The sequence below is a fragment of the Pseudomonas sp. MONT-RG-20F-20-E-7-02 genome (assembly GCF_022662395.1).
In the GTDB taxonomy this organism is placed as follows: domain Bacteria; phylum Pseudomonadota; class Gammaproteobacteria; order Pseudomonadales; family Pseudomonadaceae; genus Aquipseudomonas.
In genome coordinates this window covers 1-19,061 of the sequence record NZ_JAKNQN010000009.1, presented here as the reverse complement: position 1 = coordinate 19,061, position 19,061 = coordinate 1, and the positions used below count along the sequence as shown (strand labels likewise).

At 60.1% G+C, this 19,061-nt stretch carries 19 protein-coding genes; 9 read left to right on the top strand and 10 right to left on the bottom strand.

Features of this window, described 5'->3' with window-relative positions:
• Positions 1–64: 64 nt before the first annotated feature.
• Complete coding sequence (trpE, locus tag L8I05_RS23680; protein WP_197626603.1) at positions 65–1,546, top strand: anthranilate synthase component I; 1,482 nt, start codon at positions 65–67, stop codon at positions 1,544–1,546.
• A gap of 134 nt (positions 1,547–1,680) precedes the next feature.
• Here trpE and estP read toward each other — a convergent pair whose 3' ends face one another.
• On the bottom strand, positions 1,681–3,603 hold the full coding sequence (gene estP / locus L8I05_RS23675; protein WP_242171741.1) for an esterase EstP: 1,923 nt from the start codon (positions 3,601–3,603) through the stop codon (positions 1,681–1,683).
• Positions 3,604–4,024: 421 nt separating this feature from the next.
• Here estP and L8I05_RS23670 point away from each other — a divergent pair, with 421 nt between their 5' ends.
• The 4 genes from L8I05_RS23670 to L8I05_RS23655 all read left to right on the top strand — a co-directional run bounded on the left by L8I05_RS23670 (position 4,025) and on the right by L8I05_RS23655 (position 7,378).
• Positions 4,025–4,618 carry an aminodeoxychorismate/anthranilate synthase component II gene (locus L8I05_RS23670; RefSeq protein WP_094951420.1) on the top strand — a complete coding sequence of 198 codons (594 nt, stop codon included), beginning with the start codon at positions 4,025–4,027 and terminating at the stop codon, positions 4,616–4,618.
• A 9-nt stretch (positions 4,619–4,627) separates the two neighbouring features.
• On the top strand, positions 4,628–5,677 hold the full coding sequence (trpD, locus tag L8I05_RS23665) for an anthranilate phosphoribosyltransferase (protein WP_179676592.1): 1,050 nt from the start codon (positions 4,628–4,630) through the stop codon (positions 5,675–5,677).
• The gene (gene trpC, locus L8I05_RS23660) at positions 5,674–6,510 is read left to right on the top strand and encodes an indole-3-glycerol phosphate synthase TrpC (protein WP_242171740.1); all 837 of its coding nucleotides are present in this window, start codon (positions 5,674–5,676) and stop codon (positions 6,508–6,510) included. Before trpD ends, trpC begins: the two co-directional genes overlap by 4 nt.
• 172 nt (positions 6,511–6,682) lie before the next feature.
• On the top strand, positions 6,683–7,378 hold the full coding sequence (locus tag L8I05_RS23655) for a lipoate--protein ligase family protein (RefSeq protein WP_242171739.1): 696 nt from the start codon (positions 6,683–6,685) through the stop codon (positions 7,376–7,378).
• Here L8I05_RS23655 and crp read toward each other — a convergent pair.
• Positions 7,375–8,019 carry a cAMP-activated global transcriptional regulator CRP gene (crp, locus tag L8I05_RS23650; RefSeq protein ID WP_059396577.1) on the bottom strand — a complete coding sequence of 215 codons (645 nt, stop codon included), beginning with the start codon at positions 8,017–8,019 and terminating at the stop codon, positions 7,375–7,377. The two genes, L8I05_RS23655 and crp, sit on opposite strands and share 4 nt — an antisense overlap.
• A 249-nt stretch (positions 8,020–8,268) precedes the next feature.
• Between crp and L8I05_RS23645 the strand changes: the two genes are divergently transcribed.
• Entirely contained in the window at positions 8,269–8,691 is a 423-nt protein-coding gene (locus L8I05_RS23645; RefSeq protein ID WP_005792019.1) for an OsmC family protein, read from the top strand.
• A gap of 66 nt (positions 8,692–8,757) precedes the next feature.
• Here the strand turns inward: L8I05_RS23645 and coq7 are convergent, their stop codons facing one another.
• The 6 genes from coq7 to hemJ all read right to left on the bottom strand — a co-directional run bounded on the left by coq7 (position 8,758) and on the right by hemJ (position 13,214).
• Entirely contained in the window at positions 8,758–9,405 is a 648-nt protein-coding gene (coq7, locus tag L8I05_RS23640; protein ID WP_242171738.1) for a 2-polyprenyl-3-methyl-6-methoxy-1,4-benzoquinone monooxygenase, read from the bottom strand.
• Between the two features lie 123 nt (positions 9,406–9,528).
• Entirely contained in the window at positions 9,529–9,867 is a 339-nt protein-coding gene (locus tag L8I05_RS23635; RefSeq protein ID WP_197626607.1) for a histidine triad nucleotide-binding protein, read from the bottom strand.
• 45 nt (positions 9,868–9,912) lie between these two features.
• Entirely contained in the window at positions 9,913–10,701 is a 789-nt protein-coding gene (locus L8I05_RS23630) for an SDR family oxidoreductase (protein WP_242171737.1), read from the bottom strand.
• A gap of 62 nt (positions 10,702–10,763) precedes the next feature.
• Entirely contained in the window at positions 10,764–11,729 is a 966-nt protein-coding gene (locus L8I05_RS23625; protein WP_242171736.1) for a DUF805 domain-containing protein, read from the bottom strand.
• 69 nt (positions 11,730–11,798) lie between these two features.
• Entirely contained in the window at positions 11,799–12,761 is a 963-nt protein-coding gene (locus L8I05_RS23620; protein ID WP_242171734.1) for a nitronate monooxygenase family protein, read from the bottom strand.
• Positions 12,762–12,785: 24 nt separating this feature from the next.
• Complete coding sequence (hemJ, locus tag L8I05_RS23615; RefSeq protein ID WP_242171733.1) at positions 12,786–13,214, bottom strand: protoporphyrinogen oxidase HemJ; 429 nt, start codon at positions 13,212–13,214, stop codon at positions 12,786–12,788.
• A 136-nt stretch (positions 13,215–13,350) separates the two neighbouring features.
• On the opposite strand from hemJ, the gene argC reads away from it, so the two are divergent.
• Entirely contained in the window at positions 13,351–14,385 is a 1,035-nt protein-coding gene (argC, locus tag L8I05_RS23610; RefSeq protein ID WP_242171732.1) for an N-acetyl-gamma-glutamyl-phosphate reductase, read from the top strand.
• A 165-nt stretch (positions 14,386–14,550) separates the two neighbouring features.
• The gene (gene erpA / locus L8I05_RS23605) at positions 14,551–14,901 is read left to right on the top strand and encodes an iron-sulfur cluster insertion protein ErpA (RefSeq protein ID WP_003176443.1); all 351 of its coding nucleotides are present in this window, start codon (positions 14,551–14,553) and stop codon (positions 14,899–14,901) included.
• A 76-nt stretch (positions 14,902–14,977) separates the two neighbouring features.
• Here the strand turns inward: erpA and L8I05_RS23600 are convergent, their stop codons facing one another.
• Together L8I05_RS23600 and L8I05_RS23595 are read right to left on the bottom strand one after the other, a co-directional pair.
• The gene (locus tag L8I05_RS23600) at positions 14,978–16,069 is read right to left on the bottom strand and encodes an anhydro-N-acetylmuramic acid kinase (RefSeq protein WP_242171731.1); all 1,092 of its coding nucleotides are present in this window, start codon (positions 16,067–16,069) and stop codon (positions 14,978–14,980) included.
• A gap of 3 nt (positions 16,070–16,072) precedes the next feature.
• Positions 16,073–17,485: a peptidoglycan DD-metalloendopeptidase family protein gene (locus L8I05_RS23595; protein ID WP_159960312.1), complete on the bottom strand. Its 1,413-nt coding sequence runs from the start codon at positions 17,483–17,485 to the stop codon at positions 16,073–16,075.
• A gap of 209 nt (positions 17,486–17,694) precedes the next feature.
• Here L8I05_RS23595 and tyrS point away from each other — a divergent pair, with 209 nt between their 5' ends.
• On the top strand, positions 17,695–18,894 hold the full coding sequence (tyrS, locus tag L8I05_RS23590) for a tyrosine--tRNA ligase (protein WP_145157402.1): 1,200 nt from the start codon (positions 17,695–17,697) through the stop codon (positions 18,892–18,894).
• Positions 18,895–19,061: the final 167 nt, after the last annotated feature.

The window sequence follows — 19,061 nt, the reverse complement described above, 5'->3', positions numbered from 1 at the left end:
TCCTGGCCGCGCTGCGGCACGTTTGCACACCTGACCGTTTGACCCTCAAGCCACGAGGCACCTCATGATCCGCGAAGAATTCCTGCGTTTGGCCGCTGCCGGCTATAACCGTATCCCCTTGGCCTGCGAAACCCTGGCCGACTTCGATACGCCGCTGTCGATCTACCTGAAACTGGCTGACGAGCCCAACTCCTACCTGCTGGAATCGGTGCAGGGCGGCGAGAAGTGGGGCCGTTACTCGATCATCGGCCTGCCGTGCCGCACCGTGCTGCGCGTGCACGACCATCACGTGAGCATCACGCTGGATGGCGTCGAGATCGAAAGCCATGACGTTGAAGACCCGCTGGCCTTCGTCGAAGCCTTCAAGGCGCGCTACAACGTGCCGACCATCGCCGGCTTGCCGCGCTTCAACGGTGGCCTGGTGGGTTACTTTGGCTACGACTGCGTGCGCTACGTGGAAAAACGCTTGGGCAAGTGCCCGAACCCGGACCCGCTGGGTGTGCCGGACATTCTGCTGATGGTCTCCGACGCGGTGGTGGTGTTCGACAACCTCGCCGGCAAGATGCATGCGATCGTCCTCGCCGACCCAGCCCAGGCCGATGCCTTCGAGCAAGGCCAGGCCGCTCTGGAAGCCCTGCTGGAAAAACTGCGCCAGCCGATCACCCCGCGCCGTGGCCTGGACCTCAGCCGTCCGCCGGCCGCCGACCCGGTGTTCCGTTCCAGCTTTACCCAGGATGACTACGAGCGCGCGGTCGACACCATCAAGGAATACATCCTCGCCGGTGACTGCATGCAGGTGGTGCCGTCGCAACGCATGTCCATCGACTTCAAGGCGGCGCCGATTGACCTGTACCGCGCGCTGCGTTGCTTCAACCCGACGCCGTACATGTACTTCTTCAACTTCGGCGACTTCCACGTGGTGGGCAGTTCGCCGGAAGTGCTGGTACGCGTTGAAGACAACCTGATCACCGTGCGCCCGATCGCCGGGACGCGCCCACGCGGCGCGACTGAAGAGGCCGACCTGGCGTTGGAAGAAGACCTGCTGAGCGATGACAAGGAAATCGCCGAGCACTTGATGCTCATCGACCTGGGCCGCAACGACACCGGGCGGGTCTCGGAGATCGGTTCGGTGAAGCTCACCGAGAAGATGGTCATCGAGCGGTATTCCAACGTGATGCACATTGTGTCGAACGTCACCGGCGAGCTGAAAGAAGGGCTGACCGCGATGGACGCGCTGCGCGCGATTCTGCCGGCTGGCACCTTGTCGGGCGCGCCGAAGATTCGCGCGATGGAAATCATCGACGAACTGGAGCCGGTCAAGCGCGGCGTGTATGGCGGCGCCGTGGGCTATTTTGCCTGGAACGGCAACATGGACACCGCGATTGCGATCCGCACGGCGGTGATCAAGGACGGCGAGCTGCATGTACAGGCGGGCGGCGGGATTGTGGCTGACTCGGTGCCGGCGCTTGAGTGGGAAGAAACCCTGAACAAGCGCCGTGCGATGTTCCGGGCGGTGGCGTTGGCGGAGCAGACCCCGCAAAACTGAAGCCAGATGTAGATCCAACTGTGGGAGCTGGCTTGCCTGCGATAGCATCACCTGGGTGTACCTGATACACCGAGGTGTCTGCATCGCAGGCAAGCCAGCTCCCACATTTGTTTTATGTAGGTTTCAAGACTCCATCAGAAATCCAGGCTCACCCCGACACTCACCCCTTGCTGGGTCACGCTGTCATCCTTCCTCACGTTATACGCCGCCCGTAACGCCAGCTCCTGAGTCAGCTTATGGCTGACACCCACACTCAAACGGTCCGAATTGCTGCGTGGCGTGTAGCCGTCCAGCTTGAAGTCGATCCCTGGCACGCTGTTAAGTGACATCTTCACCTTTTGCGTGTCGTTTTCGAACTCATGCTCGTGGGCCACTTCGCCAAACACCTGGGTTTGCGGCGTGACCCGGTAGCTGCCCTGCAGGCCGACGCCGAGGCGCTTGGAGTCGCGTTGTTGATCATCAAAGGTCAGCGCGGTAGAGCGGTTGTCTTTTTCCGAATAGCCGTCCACTTCGACCCGCGCATAGTCGGCGCTGATGAACGGCGACAGGTGCCAATCGCTGCCGGCCCCGGCGATGTCATAGCCCAACCGGCCGCTCAAGGCCCAGAGCCAGCCGTCGGTGTCGCCTTTTTCCGAGCCTTCGCTGACGCCCAGGGCGAACTTGCGCTTGAGGCTGTCGAAGTCCAGCTTGCCGCCGGTCAGCGCGGCATCGGCCCACCAGTGATTTTGCTGATACTGCGCGAACGCGGTGCCCATGTAGCTGTTGAGCTTGTAGTCCGAATCGCTGGCGCCAGCTTCGAGCGTCTGCCGATACAGGCCGGCTGCTACGCCGACGCGCCAGTTTTCGTCCAGCCGGTAACTGCCGCCGATATTCAGGTTGTAGCCACTGCCGTCACCGCTGGCTGAGCTGCTTTGGTCATCGAAATCCAGGTGCTGGCCGCCACCCGCGACAATTGCGCGCCATTGGCCGACCGCTTGCCAATTACCGTTGTCCGCCTGCCATTGGTTGCGCAGCTCATCCTGGTGGGCGCGCAACGTGCCTTGGGCCATTTCCGGCAGCAGCGTCAGTTCCCATGGCGCCGCGAGCAGTGAATAGGCGTAGTCGGCGATCAAGCGTTGCCCGGCGATGGTGGGGTGGACCGAGTCGTTGTAGATCAGCTTGGTCGGGTCCGGGTTGGTGCCGCCAATGCCGTAGACCGGGTTGGCGGTGCAGCTGTTACCGCTGAAACAGGTGCCGGTGAGGTTCTGCCCGGTGGCCAGGCCAAAGCGCGCAGGGTCGGCGAAGGTTTCCTTCAACAGCAGCGGAATATTCAGCGGGATGATCTGCGCGTCGATCTGCGACAGGCGCTGCACCAGTGACTGGTTGAAAATGTTGCTCAGGGCCGAACTCGACGCCTGCAGCGGTGTGCCGTTAATGGCGGGCGTCAGGCCGAGGTCGGGCAGCATCCACACCATGATGTAGCGCGCGCCGGCTTGTTGCAGGACTTGAGCGCTGTCCGCCAGGCGCCCACCGGCCGCAACCGCTTGGCCTGGGCTGAGGACGCGGCCTTGCAGGAAGTCATTGCCGCCACCCGAAAGGAAGTACAGCGCGTTGGGATCTGCCCGCCCGCCGTTGGCCGGGAGATAACCCTGGCGACTGCGCAGCACCGTGCCGCCACCCGGGTTGCCGGGCGGAATCGCCGCGTCGGAGACCGAGGTGATGGAGTCGAGGATGTTATCGGTGCGGTAACCGCCGACCGCCCAGTTGTTGCCGTCGGGCAAACCTTGGGCCGCGCGCACCGGCGAGGTGGAGGCATTCAGGTCGTTGGGCGCGACGCCCAGCTTGGCGCCCAGCAGGGTCGATGAAACAGGGCCATAGTCGCCCTGGAACGTCGGCCCGGTGCGGTTGGTAAAGCGCAGCGTCGCCCCGGACGAGCCATCGGGAAACGTGCCGGCGTCGGCCAGGCTGTCGCCAAATACGATCATGGTTGAGTAAGGCGACGGCGCCGCCAGTGCCTGAGCACAGGCCAATGACAGGAGGCAGCCGGCCAGGGGCGCGAAAAACGGTGGTCTGAGCATGCAAAAGTCCATTTAGTTGTTTTTGTGTCGGAAGCGAAACATTAGCAATGTAGTGAGGGTTTTCTGCGAAGAAAACAGTTTTTTCCCACAAAGGCTCTGTCGTGGCCCCCGTATTTGCTGCTCCATATTGCACCGCTGGCGAGGCTACGTTACTGTGCCTGAACGTATGAACGAGACCCTCCCCGTGTTGATCATCAGCAAACTCTTGATGCGAGTAGTCAAGGCACACGCCCGTTGGCGTTGGCGCGCCTGACATTTTTCTCTGCCGGCCCGGCCGGACCTGTACCGATTTGCCTTCTTCACCCGTTGTTTGACGCCCCTTGCCGGCTAACCCTGGCAACCGGAACGTGCGTCTGGCAGCGGGTCACTCTCTTGGAAGGCAGTCATTTGAAATCAGTGAATTCAAGAGGTTTGAACCCACATGTTGCTGATGATTGATAACTACGACTCCTTTACCTACAACGTTGTGCAGTACCTGGGCGAGCTCGGTGCCGAGGTCAAGGTGGTGCGCAACGATGAACTGACAGTCGCCGAAATCGCCGCCCTGAACCCGGAGCGCATCGTGGTTTCGCCTGGCCCTTGCACGCCAACTGAAGCCGGTGTGTCCCTGGAAGCGATCAAGTATTTCGCCGGCAAGCTGCCGATCCTGGGCGTGTGCCTGGGCCACCAGTCCATTGGCCAGGCCTTCGGCGGTGATGTGGTGCGTGCGCGCCAAGTGATGCATGGCAAGACCAGCCCGGTGTTCCATAAAGACCTCGGGGTGTTCCACGGCCTGAACCTGCCGGTGACGGTCACCCGCTACCACTCGCTGGTGGTCAAGCGTGAGACCCTGCCCGAGTGCCTGGAACTGACCGCCTGGACCCAGCTTGAAGACGGCTCGGTCGATGAGATCATGGGCCTGCGCCACAAGACACTGAATATCGAAGGGGTGCAATTTCACCCTGAGTCGATCCTGACCGAGCAGGGCTACGAGCTGTTCGCTAACTTTCTCAAGCAGAGCGGCGGCACGCGCTAAGGACTTTCCATGGATATCAAGACTGCCCTGAGCCGTATCGTCGGCCACCTGGACCTGAGCACCGCTGAAATGAGCGATGTGATGCGCGAGATCATGACCGGCCAATGCAGCGACGCGCAGATCGGCGCGTTCATGATGGCCATGCGCATGAAGAGCGAAAGCATCGACGAAATCGTCGGCGCCGTGTCGGTGATGCGTGAGCTGGCCGATAAAGTCGAACTCAAGACCCTCGACGGCGTGGTCGACGTGGTCGGCACCGGCGGTGACGGTGCAAATATTTTCAACGTGTCGACGGCTTCCTCCTTCGTGGTCGCGGCGGCTGGCTGCACCGTGGCCAAGCACGGTAACCGTGCAGTTTCCGGCAAAAGCGGCAGCGCCGACTTGCTGGAGGCGGCCGGTATCTACCTGAACCTGACGCCGGTACAAGTGGCGCGCTGCATCGACAGCGTCGGCATTGGCTTCATGTTTGCCCAATCCCACCACGGCGCGATGAAACACGCTGCCGGCCCGCGCAAGGACCTGGGCCTGCGCACCCTGTTCAACATGCTCGGCCCGCTTACGAATCCGGCCGGCGTGAAACATCAGGTAGTCGGCGTGTTCAGCCAGGCGCTGTGCCGCCCGTTGGCCGAAGTCTTGCAACGCCTGGGCAGCAAGCACGTGCTGGTGGTGCATTCCAAAGACGGCCTGGACGAATTCAGCCTGGCGGCGCCGACCTTTGTGGCGGAGCTGAAGAATGACCAGGTCACTGAGTATTGGGTCGAACCCGAAGACCTCGGCATGAAAAGCCAGAGTTTGCACGGGCTGTCGGTGGAAAGCCCGGCAGCCTCACTGGAACTGATCCGTGATGCCTTGGGGCGTCGTAAAACGGAAAACGGCCAGAAAGCGGCAGAAATGATTGTTCTGAATGCCGGCGCTGCACTTTACGCGGCGGACCACGCCTATAGTCTTAAAGAAGGTGTCGCCTTGGCCCACGATGCATTGCACACCGGTCTGGCTCGCGAAAAGCTCGAAGAGCTGGGAGCATTCACCGCTGTATTCAAGATGGAGAATGAAGGATGAGTGTGCCGACCGTTCTGGAAAAGATCCTGGCCCGCAAGGCTGAAGAAGTTGCTGAGCGCCGCGCGCGCGTCAGCCTGGCCGAGCTGGAAGCCCAAGCGAAGGCCGCCGATGCGCCGCGTGGCTTTGCCAAGGCCTTGATCACCCAGGCCAAGCTCAAGCAGCCGGCCGTGATCGCCGAGGTCAAGAAAGCCTCGCCGAGCAAAGGCGTGATCCGCGAGCACTTTGTGCCGGCCGAGATTGCTGCCAGCTATGAGAAGGGCGGCGCAACCTGCCTGTCGGTGCTGACCGATATCGACTACTTCCAGGGTTCCGACCTGTTCCTGCAACAGGCTCGCGCCGCGTGCAAGTTGCCGGTGATCCGCAAGGATTTCATGGTCGACCCGTATCAGATCGTCGAAGCCCGTGCCCTGGGCGCTGACTGTGTGCTGCTGATCGTCTCCGCACTGGATGACGTGAAGATGGCTGAGCTGGCGGCCGTGGCCAAAAGCGTCGGCCTGGATGTGTTGGTGGAAGTCCACGACGGCGACGAGCTGGAGCGTGCACTGAAAACCCTCGACACACCGCTGGTGGGCGTCAATAACCGTAACCTGCACACGTTTGAAGTCAGCCTGGAAAACACCCTCGACCTGTTGCCGCGTATTCCGCGCGACCGTCTGGTGATTACCGAGAGTGGCATCGTCAACCGCGCCGATGTGGAGCTGATGGAAATCAGCGGGGTGTACTCGTTCCTGGTTGGCGAGACATTTATGCGCGCCGAGAACCCGGGGGCGGAACTGCAGCGTCTGTTCTTCCCAGAGCGTGGTGTGGCAGTTAGCGGCTCAACCCTGGATTGATTTGAACCGAAGGTAATGTGGCAGCGGGCTTTTGTGGGAGCTGGCTTGCCTGCGATAGCATCACCTGGGTTGGGCTGAAAGACCGAGTTGCTTGCATCGCGGGCAAGCCCGGCTCCCACACAAGCCCGCTCCCACAGTGGGTTTGGTGTTTATCTAGATAGGCAGGTGTTTGATGATCAAGCCAGTCGCGATGACCGTCGAAGCAGGTCTCGCCGCCGAGCAAGACCTGCTGGCCGCCGTTTGCGCGGGTGAGCAGGAATTCGGGCTACTGTTCTGGCAGCCCAGCGATCAAGCACTGGTCATGCCGCGCCGCTTGAGTCGATTACCCGCCTTTGACGCCGCCAGCCAGGTATCAGCCGATGCCGGTTGGCCGGTGTTGCTGCGTGAAACCGGCGGTGAGCCGGTGCCGCAGTCTGCCGCGACCGTCAATATCGCCCTGGTGTACGCGCCGCCGCGCAGCGAAGGCGATCAAGGCCGCATCGAAACCGGCTACCAGCGTTTGTGCCAGCCAATCTGCGACTTGTTGATCGAGCTGGGCGGCGATGCGTCCGTCGGCGAAATCGACGGTGCGTTCTGCGACGGTCGCTACAACGTCAACCTCAATGGCCGCAAGATGGTCGGCACCGCCCAGCGTTGGCGGCAGAGCGGTGGCTGCCCGGTGGGGTTGGTGCACGGTGCGTTGTTGCTGGATAACGATCGCGAGGCATTGATTGCAGCGGTCAACCGTTTCAATCAAGCCTGTGGCCTCGACCAGCGAGTACGTGCCGACAGCCATATCGCGCTGCACGAAGCGTTTCCCGCGCCGGATGCGATCAGCCGGCTGGATGTCTTGTACCGTCAAATGCTGGCCGGCTTCCTGCCGGGTTAACGCGTACCGAACACCACCATTGTTTTGCCTTTGACGTGCACCAGGTTGCGTTCTTCCAGGTCCTTGAGCACGCGCCCGACCATTTCCCGTGAGCAGCCGACAATGCGCCCGATTTCCTGGCGCGTGACTTTGATCTGCATGCCATCCGGGTGAGTCATGGCGTCAGGCTGTTTGCACAGCTCCAGCAGGCAACGGGCCACGCGGCCGGTGACGTCGAAGAACGCCAGGTCGCCGACCTTGCGTGTGGTGTCGCGCAGGCGCTGGGCAATCTGACCGCTGAGGGCGTAGAGGATGTCGGGATCGTGCTGGGCCAGTTCGCGAAACTTCGCGTAACTGATTTCGGCAACTTCACACTCGACCTTGGCGCGCACCCAGGCGCTGCGCTCCTGCTCTTTGCCCGCTTGTTCGAACAGCCCCAATTCGCCGAAGAAATCGCCGGTATTGAGGTAGGCGATGATCATCTCGCGGCCGTCTTCGTCCTCAATCAGGATGGTGACCGAGCCTTTGATAATGAAAAACAGTGTTTCGGAACGTTCGCCCGCGCAGATGATGTTGTGCTTGGCCGGGTGACGTCGGCGCTGGCAGTGCATCAACAGCTTGTCGAGATTCTTGATCTTGGGTGTGGGAGTAAGAGCAACCATGGTTGTATCCCGGAAAGACTGCACGGTGTGGTTGGATTTATTTTTTTATCCAGCGGTGTCGGCATTGATACACGCTGTACAAAGGATGGCAATGCGCCATTGAATTGGCGCCAGCTTACCAGACACATTCTGCCTCGATTGGGGAATTTTCCGACCAAACGCGGTCATTGATCGATTTCATGCAGGGCGCTGCTGTTTCAGGGGCCTGTGCTAAGCTGGCGACCCTTTTTTAGCAGTGGAGTCTGGGCGATGAAGGCACGCATCCAATGGGCGGGCGAGGCCATGTTCCTCGGTGAGTCGGGCAGCGGCCATGTTGTGGTCATGGATGGCCCTCCGGAAGCCGGTGGCCGAAACCTGGGCGTACGCCCGATGGAAATGCTCCTGCTGGGTGTCGGCGGTTGCAGCAATTTCGACGTGGTCAGCATCCTGAAGAAATCCCGTCAGGCCGTGGAAAGCTGCGAAGCCTTCCTGGAAGCCGAGCGCGCCACTGAAGACCCTAAGGTGTTCACCAAGATCCATATGCATTTCGTGGTGAAGGGCCGGGCGCTGAAGGAAGCCCAGGTCAAGCGGGCCATCGAGCTGTCGGCTGAGAAGTATTGCTCGGCGTCGATCATGCTCGGCGCGGCCGGTGTGGCCATCACCCATGATTACGAAATCATCGAGTTGGGTTGATCGCCCATCGGCAAAAAAGAAGGGCGCCTTGATGGCGCCCTTTTTTGTGGCTCAGATTTGATGCACTTATATTCGATAGGTGCTCTTGGTCATGACCTTGGCCAACAGACTCATGCCAAACCTGACTGGCGCCGGGAAGCGGAAACCGCCGGCGTCCAACGCGCTGTCTGCGTGATGTTCTTCATCAATGCGCATCTGCTCAAGAATGGCGCGAGACTTTTCGTCTTCGGCCGGCAGTTGCTCAAGGTGTTCATCCAGATGCTTGCACACCTGATGTTCCGTCGCTGCGACAAACCCGAGGCTGACCTTGTCGCTGATCAAGCCGGCAGCGGCGCCGATGCCAAACGACAAACCGTAAAACAATGGGTTCAGCACACTGGGGTGGCTGCCCAACTGACGAATGCGTTGCTCGCACCAGGCCAGGTGGTCGATTTCTTCTTCGGCCGCATGTTCCATCGCCGCGCGCACTTGCGGCAGCTTGGCGGTCAGCGCCTGGCCCTGGTACAGCGCCTGGGCACAGACTTCACCGGTATGGTTGATGCGCATCAGGCCGGCGACGTGGCGGGTGTCGGTCTCGCTCATCTGCGAATCCGGCTGCACGATGGCAGGCGATGGGCGGTACGGTTGGCCGCTGAACGGCAACAGTGTGCGCATGGCCATGTCGGCTTGCAGCAACAGACGGTCTATCGGCGAGTAGTGACGTTGGGTAGTCATGCTGACCTCCGGGAAGAATCTCGGCGGCCAGTTTACCGCAAGAGAGGGTGATGCGTTTGCGCTGAGTCAATTTGCCCTTGTGGCGAGGGAGCTTGCAAAGCCGTCGCAAGCTCCCACGAAGACTCAGCCCGGTGGCCAGTTCATCTGGCGTTGACCCAGCACATGCATATGGATGTGGTAGACGGTCTGTCCACCTTCTTCATTGCAGTTCATCACCACGCGGAAACCCTTCTCGCAGCCTAGCTCTACTGCCAGCCGCTGGGCCGTGAACAGAATATGGCCAGCCAGGGTTTTGTCTTCTTCGGTGAGGTCATTGAGGGTGCGAATGGGCTTTTTCGGGATAACCAGAAAATGCACCGGCGCCTGCGGGGCAATATCGTGGAAGGCGAGGACTTGGTCATCTTCATAGATGATCTTCGCCGGTATTTCCCGGTTGATGATCTTGGTGAACAGAGTATCCACAGCTGTTTCTCCATGGTGAAAGTGCAGGGGAGTGTAGCCGGGCGGTCAGCGTGGGCAATAGGCCTTGTTGATCGCGCCAGCAATCTTGCGCGTCAGCCAGCGTGGGCTGAAACGTGGGCTGAATGCCAGCCAGCGGTTACTTCGCCCTGGAATGATGATGGCTTTGTTTTTTTCCAGCGCCCGAACGGTGTAGAGCGCGACTTCTTCCGGGCTCATCAGTTGCTGGCTTCGGTCGAGTTTGGCCGTGTCCATTTGCGCAGTGCCAAAGAACGCCGTGCGCGTAGGGCCAGGGCAAAGCACCGAGACCTTGATGCCGCAAGTCTTCAGCTCTTCACGCAGGCCTTCGGAGAAGTGCAGCACATACGCCTTGCTGGCGTAGTAGCTGCTCATCCACGGGCCCGGTTGAAAGGCTGCGACCGAGGCAACGTTGAGAATCTGGCCTCCGCCGTGCAGCGCCATGGCATTGCCGAGGGCGTGACACATGCGGGTCAGGGCCAGGATGTTGACCTCAATCAGGTCTTGTTCGGTCATCCAGTCCTGGGCCAGGAACGGCCCGCTGGTGCCGATGCCGGCGCAGTTGACCAGCAGATCGATCTGCCGCTCGCCTTCTTCAAGCTCCAGCAGGAACCCGGACAAACGCAAGGGTTCGCCCAGGTCGCAGGCCCGAAACAGCACCTCGACGCCGAAGCGTTGAGTCAATTCGAGTGCAATGCTTTCCAACTGATCACGCTGGCGGGCCACCAGAATCAAGCTGCGGCCGCGACGGGCCAGTGCTTCGGCCAAGGCCAGGCCGATGCCGCTGGAGGCACCGGTGATCAGAGCGTAACGGGTCATGCCTTTCTCCATCGCAACGCCGCCGGCCTGTGACAGAGGCATCACAGGCGGCGGGCGTTTCTTCACTGTTCTGGAGAGTCTACAGGTTCGGCCGTGTCCTCAGCACTTTGCGCGCCTTCTTCTTCATCAACGATCACGCTTTGATCGGCGTCGTCATCGGCGTTGATGGAGCTGCTTTCGTAGCTGCTGTCCATGTTGGCTTCGAGCTGATTCAGGTAGCCGTTCATGCCCAGCGTAACCACGATGGCGAGCATCACCGGAATGAACGCCAACCACAGCGTGGCCAGCACTTTCACCGCCGTGGAGTTACGCGGTGGCGGAGGGCCGTACTGGTTGGCGCCTCTGTTGCCCGGCAATACCATCAGCAAGAGTGGGAAAATACTGTTTACGAACGGCACCAGGTTCAGAAAGTACAGCCAGCCGGACCACCCGAGGTCGTGCAGACGCTGCACACCGATTTGCACGCTGACCCAGACAATCGCCACAAACAACGCAAAACCGAGCAGCGAACCGAGAATGATGCCTGCCGTCGGCGACGCGGTGGCCACGGCGAAGCCTGCGGTGGAAATGATGCCCCCGGCCACGAGCATGGCGATGGTCAACACCAGCGTCCAGGCGAGGTAACGCAGACGGCCGATGCGCCCGTGGATGGTGAAAACCTTGAGCGTCGAGAATTCGCCAGTGTGGTCACCCACAGCCGCACGCGGCGGCGCATAGGGCGAAGCGGCGGGGCGCGAGAAGTCGGCGCTGCCTGAATCCGTCTCGTGCGTTTCAGCCAGGCTGAACGCCACCGGCTGCTCAGGCTCGATGCGTGCATCGAGCCCGACGTTTTTCAGTGCGGTGAGGTAAGTGTCGGCATCGGAGCGCGACAGGTCACGCTTGAGCGCAACCGGGCGGCCGGTGAAGAGTTTTTCGATAGCCTCTACGTCGCTCTTGAACAGCTCGGCGAGGTTCAGTTTGGCGGTGGTGCTTTCGACACCCGGGAGCAAGGCTCCGTCAAACACAATCTTGAAACGGTTGTCGCTCATGCGGGCATCCTTGTCACTTGATCAGGAAGGGGAGTGCAGGTCGGCTTTTATCAGCAGACCTGGAGATTGTCAGCGTGGCCATTGTAACTGGGTGGCCTGCTCGCGCGCCTTGCGATATTCGGCATCCAGGCGCGCAATCAGTTCATCGACGCTGGGCAAGTCATCAATCTCACCGACGCCTTGACCGGCTGACCATACAGTCTTCCAGGCCTTGGCCTCGTCGCTCAACGGTTTGAGCTTGGAACCGAAGTTGACCTCACCTTTACCCTGCAGGGCAGCGAGGTCGAAACCGGCGTTTTCCAGGCTCTGGCGCATAAAGCTGGCGGGTACGCCGGAGACTGCGGGAGTGTGCACGATGTCGGCGGCGCGCGATGTGAGCAGCATCTCTTTATAGGCATCCGGGGCGTGGCTTTCGGTGGTGCCGATAAAGCGCGTGCCGAAATAGGCGAGGTCTGCGCCCAGCAACTGGGCGGCGAGGACTTCGTGCCCATGGTTGAGGCAGCCGGCCAACAGCAGGGTTTTGTCGAAGAACTGGCGAATCTCGGCGATCAGCGCGAACGGGCTCCAGGTGCCGGCATGGCCCCCGGCGCCTGCAGCCACGGCGATCAGGCCATCGACGCCGGCTTCTGCGGCTTTTTCGGCATGGCGCCGCGTGGTGACATCGTGAAACACCAGGCCGCCGTAACTGTGCACGGCATCTACTAGCTCCTTCACCGCGCCCAGGCTGGTAATGACGATCGGCACTTTGTGTTCCACGCAGATCGCCAGGTCAGCTTCCAGGCGCGGGTTGCTGTTATGCACGATCAGGTTCACGGCATACGGCGCGGGGTTGTGCAGCTGCGCCAGGCCCGCTTCGATTTCTTCCAGCCAGGCCTTGAAACCACTGCTTTCGCGCTGGTTGAGGGCCGGGAAACTCCCGACTACGCCATTGCGGCAGCAGGCCAGGACCAGTTGCGGATTGGAAATCAGGAACATCGGCGCCACCACGACAGGCAGGCGCAGACGTTGTTCAAGAGAAGCGGGCAGCGACATTGGAGGTACCCCGTGTAATTGAAGTTAGAACGGTTTGACCACGACCAAAATTACGATAGCCAGCAATATCAGAACCGGCACTTCATTGAACCAGCGATAAAAGACATGGCTGCGGGTGTTTTCGCCACGGGCAAAGCGTTTTACCTGTGCGCCGCACATATGGTGGTAGCCGATCAGCAGCACGACCAGGGTCAGCTTGGCATGGAGCCATGCGCCGGATTGAAAGATGGCAGGGTTGAGGTAGATCAGCCAGCCGCCGAAGATCAGGCTGGCGATCATTGCCGGGCCCATGATGCCGCGGTAGAGCTTGCGTTCCATGACGCTGAAGCGTTCTTTGCTGACGGTGTCCTCGCTTTGCGCGTGGTAGACGAACAGGCGAGGAAGGTAGAACAGCCCGGCAAACCAGCAGACGATGCTGACAATGTGGAAGGCTTTGATCCATAGATAGAGCATTTCTAGTTATTCCCAGGTTCACGGTAACTGAAGATAGTAGTGGCTCATGCGCCCGTACGTCACGTTGACGGTTGTCGCAGGACGATACGGCCCCTATTATCGACGGCTTTCCAGTGGGTTCGTTGAGGGCAGGTTTATGGTCAAGGTCGGTATCGTCGGCGGCACGGGTTACACCGGTGTCGAATTGCTGCGTCTGTTGGCTCAGCATCCGCAAGCTGAGGTGGTGGTCATTACCTCCCGATCCGAGGCCGGGCTGGCCGTGGCCGATATGTACCCGAACCTGCGAGGCCACTACGATGGCCTGGCGTTCAGCGTGCCGGACATCAAGACCCTGGGCGCCTGTGATGTGGTGTTCTTTGCCACGCCTCACGGCGTAGCTCACGCACTGGCTGGCGAACTGCTGGCCGCCGGCACCAAGGTCATCGACCTGTCGGCCGACTTCCGTCTGCAGGACGCTGATGAGTGGGCCAAGTGGTACAACCAGCCACACGGCGCACCCGAATTGTTGGAAGAGGCGGTGTACGGCCTGCCGGAAGTCAATCGTGAGCAGATCAAGCAAGCGCGCCTGATCGCTGTACCGGGTTGCTATCCAACCGCGACACAGCTGGGTTTCCTGCCGTTGCTGGAAGCGGGTCTTGCGGACACTTCGCGCCTGATCGCCGACTGCAAGTCGGGGGTCAGCGGTGCTGGTCGTGGTGCTGCTGTCGGTTCGCTGTACTCCGAGACGTCGGAAAGCATGAAGGCCTACGCGGTAAAAGGGCATCGCCACTTGCCGGAAATCCGCCAGGGACTGCGTCGCGCTGCCGGCAAAGACGTGGGCCTGACCTTCGTGCCGCACCTGACGCCGATGATCCGTGGTATTCACTCAACCTTGTACGCCACCGTGGTCGATCGCTCGGTAGACCTGCAAGCCTTGTTTGAAAAACGCTATGCCAATGAACCGTTCGTCGATGTCATGCCGGCCGGTAGCCACCCGGAAACCCGCAGCGTGCGCGGTGCCAATGTGTGCCGTATTGCCGTGCACCGTCCACAGGATGGCGACTTGGTAGTGGTGCTGTCGGTGATCGATAACCTGGTCAAGGGCGCGTCGGGCCAGGCGGTGCAGAACTTGAACATCCTGTTCGGCCTGGATGAGAAGCTCGGCTTGTCCCACGCAGGCATGCTGCCGTAAGGCTTGGCTGGCGCTGTGCAAAAGGCCCGTTGATCGGGCCTTTTGTGTTTTTAATGGCGGCAGCGCAGATTGATATACCGTAACAATAGTTGACCGCTTTTCTAGGAGAAGCGGATAATGCCCGGCATTACGCATATGGCGGCGGTACGCCGGGAGATTATCAGCATGAGCGTTGAGTCCTTCACCCCCACGGCTTTGCAATTTACCCACGGTGCTGCGCACAAGGTGAAGAGCCTAGTCGATGAAGAGGGTAATGATCGCTTGAAGCTGCGCGTATTTGTTACGGGCGGCGGTTGTTCAGGGTTTCAGTACGGTTTTACCTTCGATGAAGATGTAGCCGATGACGACACCATCGTCGAGCGCGAGGGCGTCAGCCTGGTCGTGGACCCGATGAGCTTCCAATACCTGGCAGGTGCCGAGGTGGATTACCAGGAAGGTCTGGAAGGTTCGCGTTTCGTGATCAAGAACCCTAACGCCACCACGACGTGTGGTTGCGGGTCTTCGTTCTCGATCTGATCGACAGCGGATGCAAAAACGCCGCTTGGCTTTGATAGGCCAAGCGGCGTTTTGCTGTCTGCGGATTATGAAGGCGTCAGGCCGGGTAGATCGCGCCTAATACCCGCAGCCCCTGGGCGCCGGTGACGCTGGGGCGGTTGGCGGCAATGCCTTCGAGGCAGCAATGCGCCAGCCAGGCGAAGGCCATGGCTTCAACCCAGTCTGGATCGACGCCTTGAGTGGCCGTGCTGCTGACCTGGGTGGAAGGCAGGAGCGCCGCCAGGCGGCTCATCAGCGTGGCGTTATGCGCGCCGCCGCCACAGACCAGTAGCGTTTCAGTCGCCGACTGTGCGGTTTGCAGGGACTCAACGATGGTCAATGCTGTCAGCTCAAGCAGGGTTGCTTGTACATCCTGGGGTTCAAATGCCGGCAATCTGCCAAGGTGCTGTTGCAGCCATCCCAGGTTGAAGACTTCACGCCCGGTGCTTTTCGGACCTTTGGTCAGGAAGAAGGGGTCGCTGAGCAGGGCGTTGAGTAGTTGAGCCTCGACCTTGCCACTGGCTGCCCACTGGCCGTCGCGATCAAAGTGTTCGCCGCGCTGCTGGTGAATCCACGCATCGAGCAAGACGTTGCCCGGGCCGCAGTCGAAGCCGGCTACCGATTTGCCGGTCTCGATCAGGCTGAGGTTGCTGAACCCGCCGATGTTCAGCACAGCACGGTTGCCGCTGCGCTCACCGAACAAGGCTTCGTGAAATGCGGGTACTAAAGGCGCGCCCTGGCCACCGGCGGCAACGTCGCGGCTACGGAAGTCGCTGACCACGGTGATGTTTGTCAGTTCGGTGAGCAGCGCCGGGTTGCCGATCTGTACGGTAAAGCCCCGGGCAGGCTCGTGGCGGATGGTCTGCCCGTGGCTGCCAATCGCGCGAATGTCCTGGGGTTTAAGGTTCTGTTGTTGCAGTAAGGCATGAATACCTTGAGCGGCAAGCGTCACCCACTGCTGCTGGGCAATTGCAGAGCGGGCGATTTCGTCCGGGCCGCTGGCGCACAGGCTTAGCAGCTCGGTGCGCAAGCTGTCGGGCATCGGGATGTAGTGTGTGGCGATCAGGTTGATCGCCGGGCCTTGTTCGATCAGGGCGATATCCAGGCCATCGAGGCTGGTCCCGGACATCACACCTATATAGAGCGGCATGCCTTAGCGCTTCGCCGAAGCCAGAAGGGTGGAGCGCTCCTGGTCCATGCGCGCCATCAACGGCTGGCTTTGTTGCAGGAAGCGCGCGCGCTCGGCCTTGGCGATCGGGTCGGCCATCGGCAACTTCTGGCCCAATGGATCGACGTGGACGCCGTTCACCTGAAATTCATAGTGCAGGTGTGGGCCGGTGGACAGGCCCGTGGTGCCGATATAGCCAATAACCTGGCCTTGCTTCACGTTGCTGCCGGTCGACACGCCCTTGGCGAACCCTTGCATGTGGCCATACAGCGTGCGGTAGGTGTTGCCGTGCTGGATGATCACGGTATTGCCGTAGCCGCCGCGGCGCCCTGCGAGCAGAACCTTGCCGTCACCGGCTGCTTTGATCGGCGTGCCGCGTGGCGCTGCATAGTCGACGCCTTTGTGGGCGCGGATCTTGTTCAGGATCGGGTGCTTGCGGCCCATGGAGAAGCGCGAGCTGATGCGGGCGAAGTCCACCGGGGTGCGGATGAAGGCCTTGCGCATGCTGTTGCCGTCAGCGGTGTAGTAGCTGCTGTTGCCTTGTTTGTTGGTGTAGCGAACGGCGGTGTAGGTTTTGCCGCGGTTGGTGAAGCGTGCGGACAGGATATTGCCGGTGCCGACGACTTTACCGTTGGCGACTTTCTGCTCATAGATCACGTCGAATTCGTCGCCCTGGCGAATGTCCTGGGCGAAGTCGATGTCGTAGCCAAACACACTGGCCATGTCCATGGTCATGCTGTGGGACAAGCCGGCGCGTGCGGCCGATTGTGACAGCGAGCTATTGATTACGCCGTGTACGTAGGCGGAGCGCATCACCGGTTTGGTGGTGACGCGGTTGAACGCGAAGCCTTTGGCGCCCTTGGTCAGGGTGATGGTTTCGAGGTCGCTGACGCTGCTGTGCAGGTTGTTGAGTTGGCCGTTGGGCGCCAATTCGAACTCAAGCTTCTGGCCGTGTTTGAGCTGGGTGAACTGCTTGGCTTGTTTATCGCTGGCCAGCACCTCATTAACAGTAGCAGCGGGCAATCCGACCTTTTCGAACAGCGTTGACAGCGTGTCGCCTTTGGCCACGATCACTTCGCGATGCAGCGGGTTCTTGGCTGCGACTGCGGCTGGCTGCTCTTGAGTCGCTTGCTTGGTGTCTTCGGGCGTGCTTTCTATCTGTGCGAACGGGGATTCAACAGGTGCATTTGTGGCTTGTTGCGCGTCGGCAGCGTCTTGATCTTGTGTCAGTTGTTCAACTGGACTTTCCAGGTCAAGGCTCAGGGATGTTCGTTTGGCTTCTACGTCACTGGAAGGGAATACCAGGAGTGCCAGGCTGAGAAGGGCGGCGATACCACTTGCGGCGAGCAGGTGGGTCTTCGGGTAAAGCGGCGGCGCTTTAGACGGTTCTGTGGTCATAAGTAATTTTGACTTTGAAGATGAAATGGAAAAGATGAATGACATGATGAAGATGAAATAACTGTATAAAATATAACCAAATCATCTGTGGCGCAAGCTCGCGAACGCTGGGCTTGCTGAACGGTGTCCGTGCGCAGGGCAAAACTTGTAATTAGTCCCTGATCTTGTATGGTTGGTTCCCTTTTGAATCTGAGCCTTGCGGGTCTGTTATGAAGTCGGTTGAAGAGCAGCTAGCGCTGATAAAACGTGGTGCGGAAGAACTGTTGGTCGAGGCCGAGCTGATCGAAAAGCTCAAGCGTGGCCAACCCCTGCGTATTAAGGCTGGCTTCGATCCGACGGCGCCGGATCTGCACCTGGGTCATACCGTGCTTATTAATAAGCTGCGCCAGTTCCAGGAGCTGGGGCATCAGGTCATCTTCCTTATAGGTGACTTCACCGGGATGATCGGTGATCCGAGCGGCAAAAGCGCAACGCGCCCGCCGCTGACTCGTGAGCAGGTTCTCGATAATGCCGAGACCTACAAGACCCAGGTGTTCAAGATTCTCGACCCGGCCAAGACTGAGGTGGCGTTCAACTCCACCTGGATGGACCAGATGGGGCCGGCGGACTTCATTCGCCTGACATCGCAGTACACCGTGGCGCGCATGCTTGAGCGCGATGACTTTGACAAGCGCTACTCCACCAATCAGCCGATTGCGATTCACGAGTTCCTCTACCCGCTGGTGCAGGGCTATGACTCGGTGGCGCTGCGTGCGGACGTTGAGCTGGGCGGTACTGATCAGAAGTTCAACCTGCTGATGGGTCGCGAGTTGCAGCGAGCGTACGGGCAAGAGGCGCAGTGCATTCTGACTATGCCGTTGCTGGAGGGTTTGGATGGCGTCAAGAAGATGTCCAAGTCCTTGGGTAACTATGTGGGTATCCAGGAAGCGCCTGGTGTTATGTACGGCAAGCTGGTTTCTATTCCTGATGCGTTGATGTGGCGTTACTTCGAGCTATTGAGCTTCCGCTCGATGGACGAGATCAATGCGCTGCGTGCTGACGTAGAGGCGGGTGCCAATCCGCGTGACGTGAAGATCAAGCTGGCGGAAGAGATCGTTGCGCGTTTCCATGGTGAGGAGGCTGCGGCCAGTGCTCATCGTGCGGCCGGTAACCGTATGAAGGATGGCGAGCTGCCGGACGATCTTCCTGAGATCGAGCTGACTGCTGCTGAGGCAATGCCGATTGCCGCTGTCCTTAATAAGGCGGGCTTGGTGAAGAACTCGGCGGTTGCTCGCGACCTTCTAGGTTCCGGTGGTGTGCGTATAGATGGTGAAGTGGTTGATCGCACCTTTATATACGAGCTGGGCGCGACCCATGTCTGCCAGGCCGGTAAGAAGGCATTTGCGCGTATTACGCTCAAATCCGAATAAACCTGAAATTAAGTGTTGACGGCGAATTATATCTGTCTATAATTCGCCCCACTTCCGGCGCAGTCGAAACGGAAAACTCCTTGGTAAACAAAGAGTTACGCAGAATTCGACAGCGAGTTGCTTCAGTTCATCGAGGCCCGGAAGGAGTTGGTAGAGCGGTGTTGTTC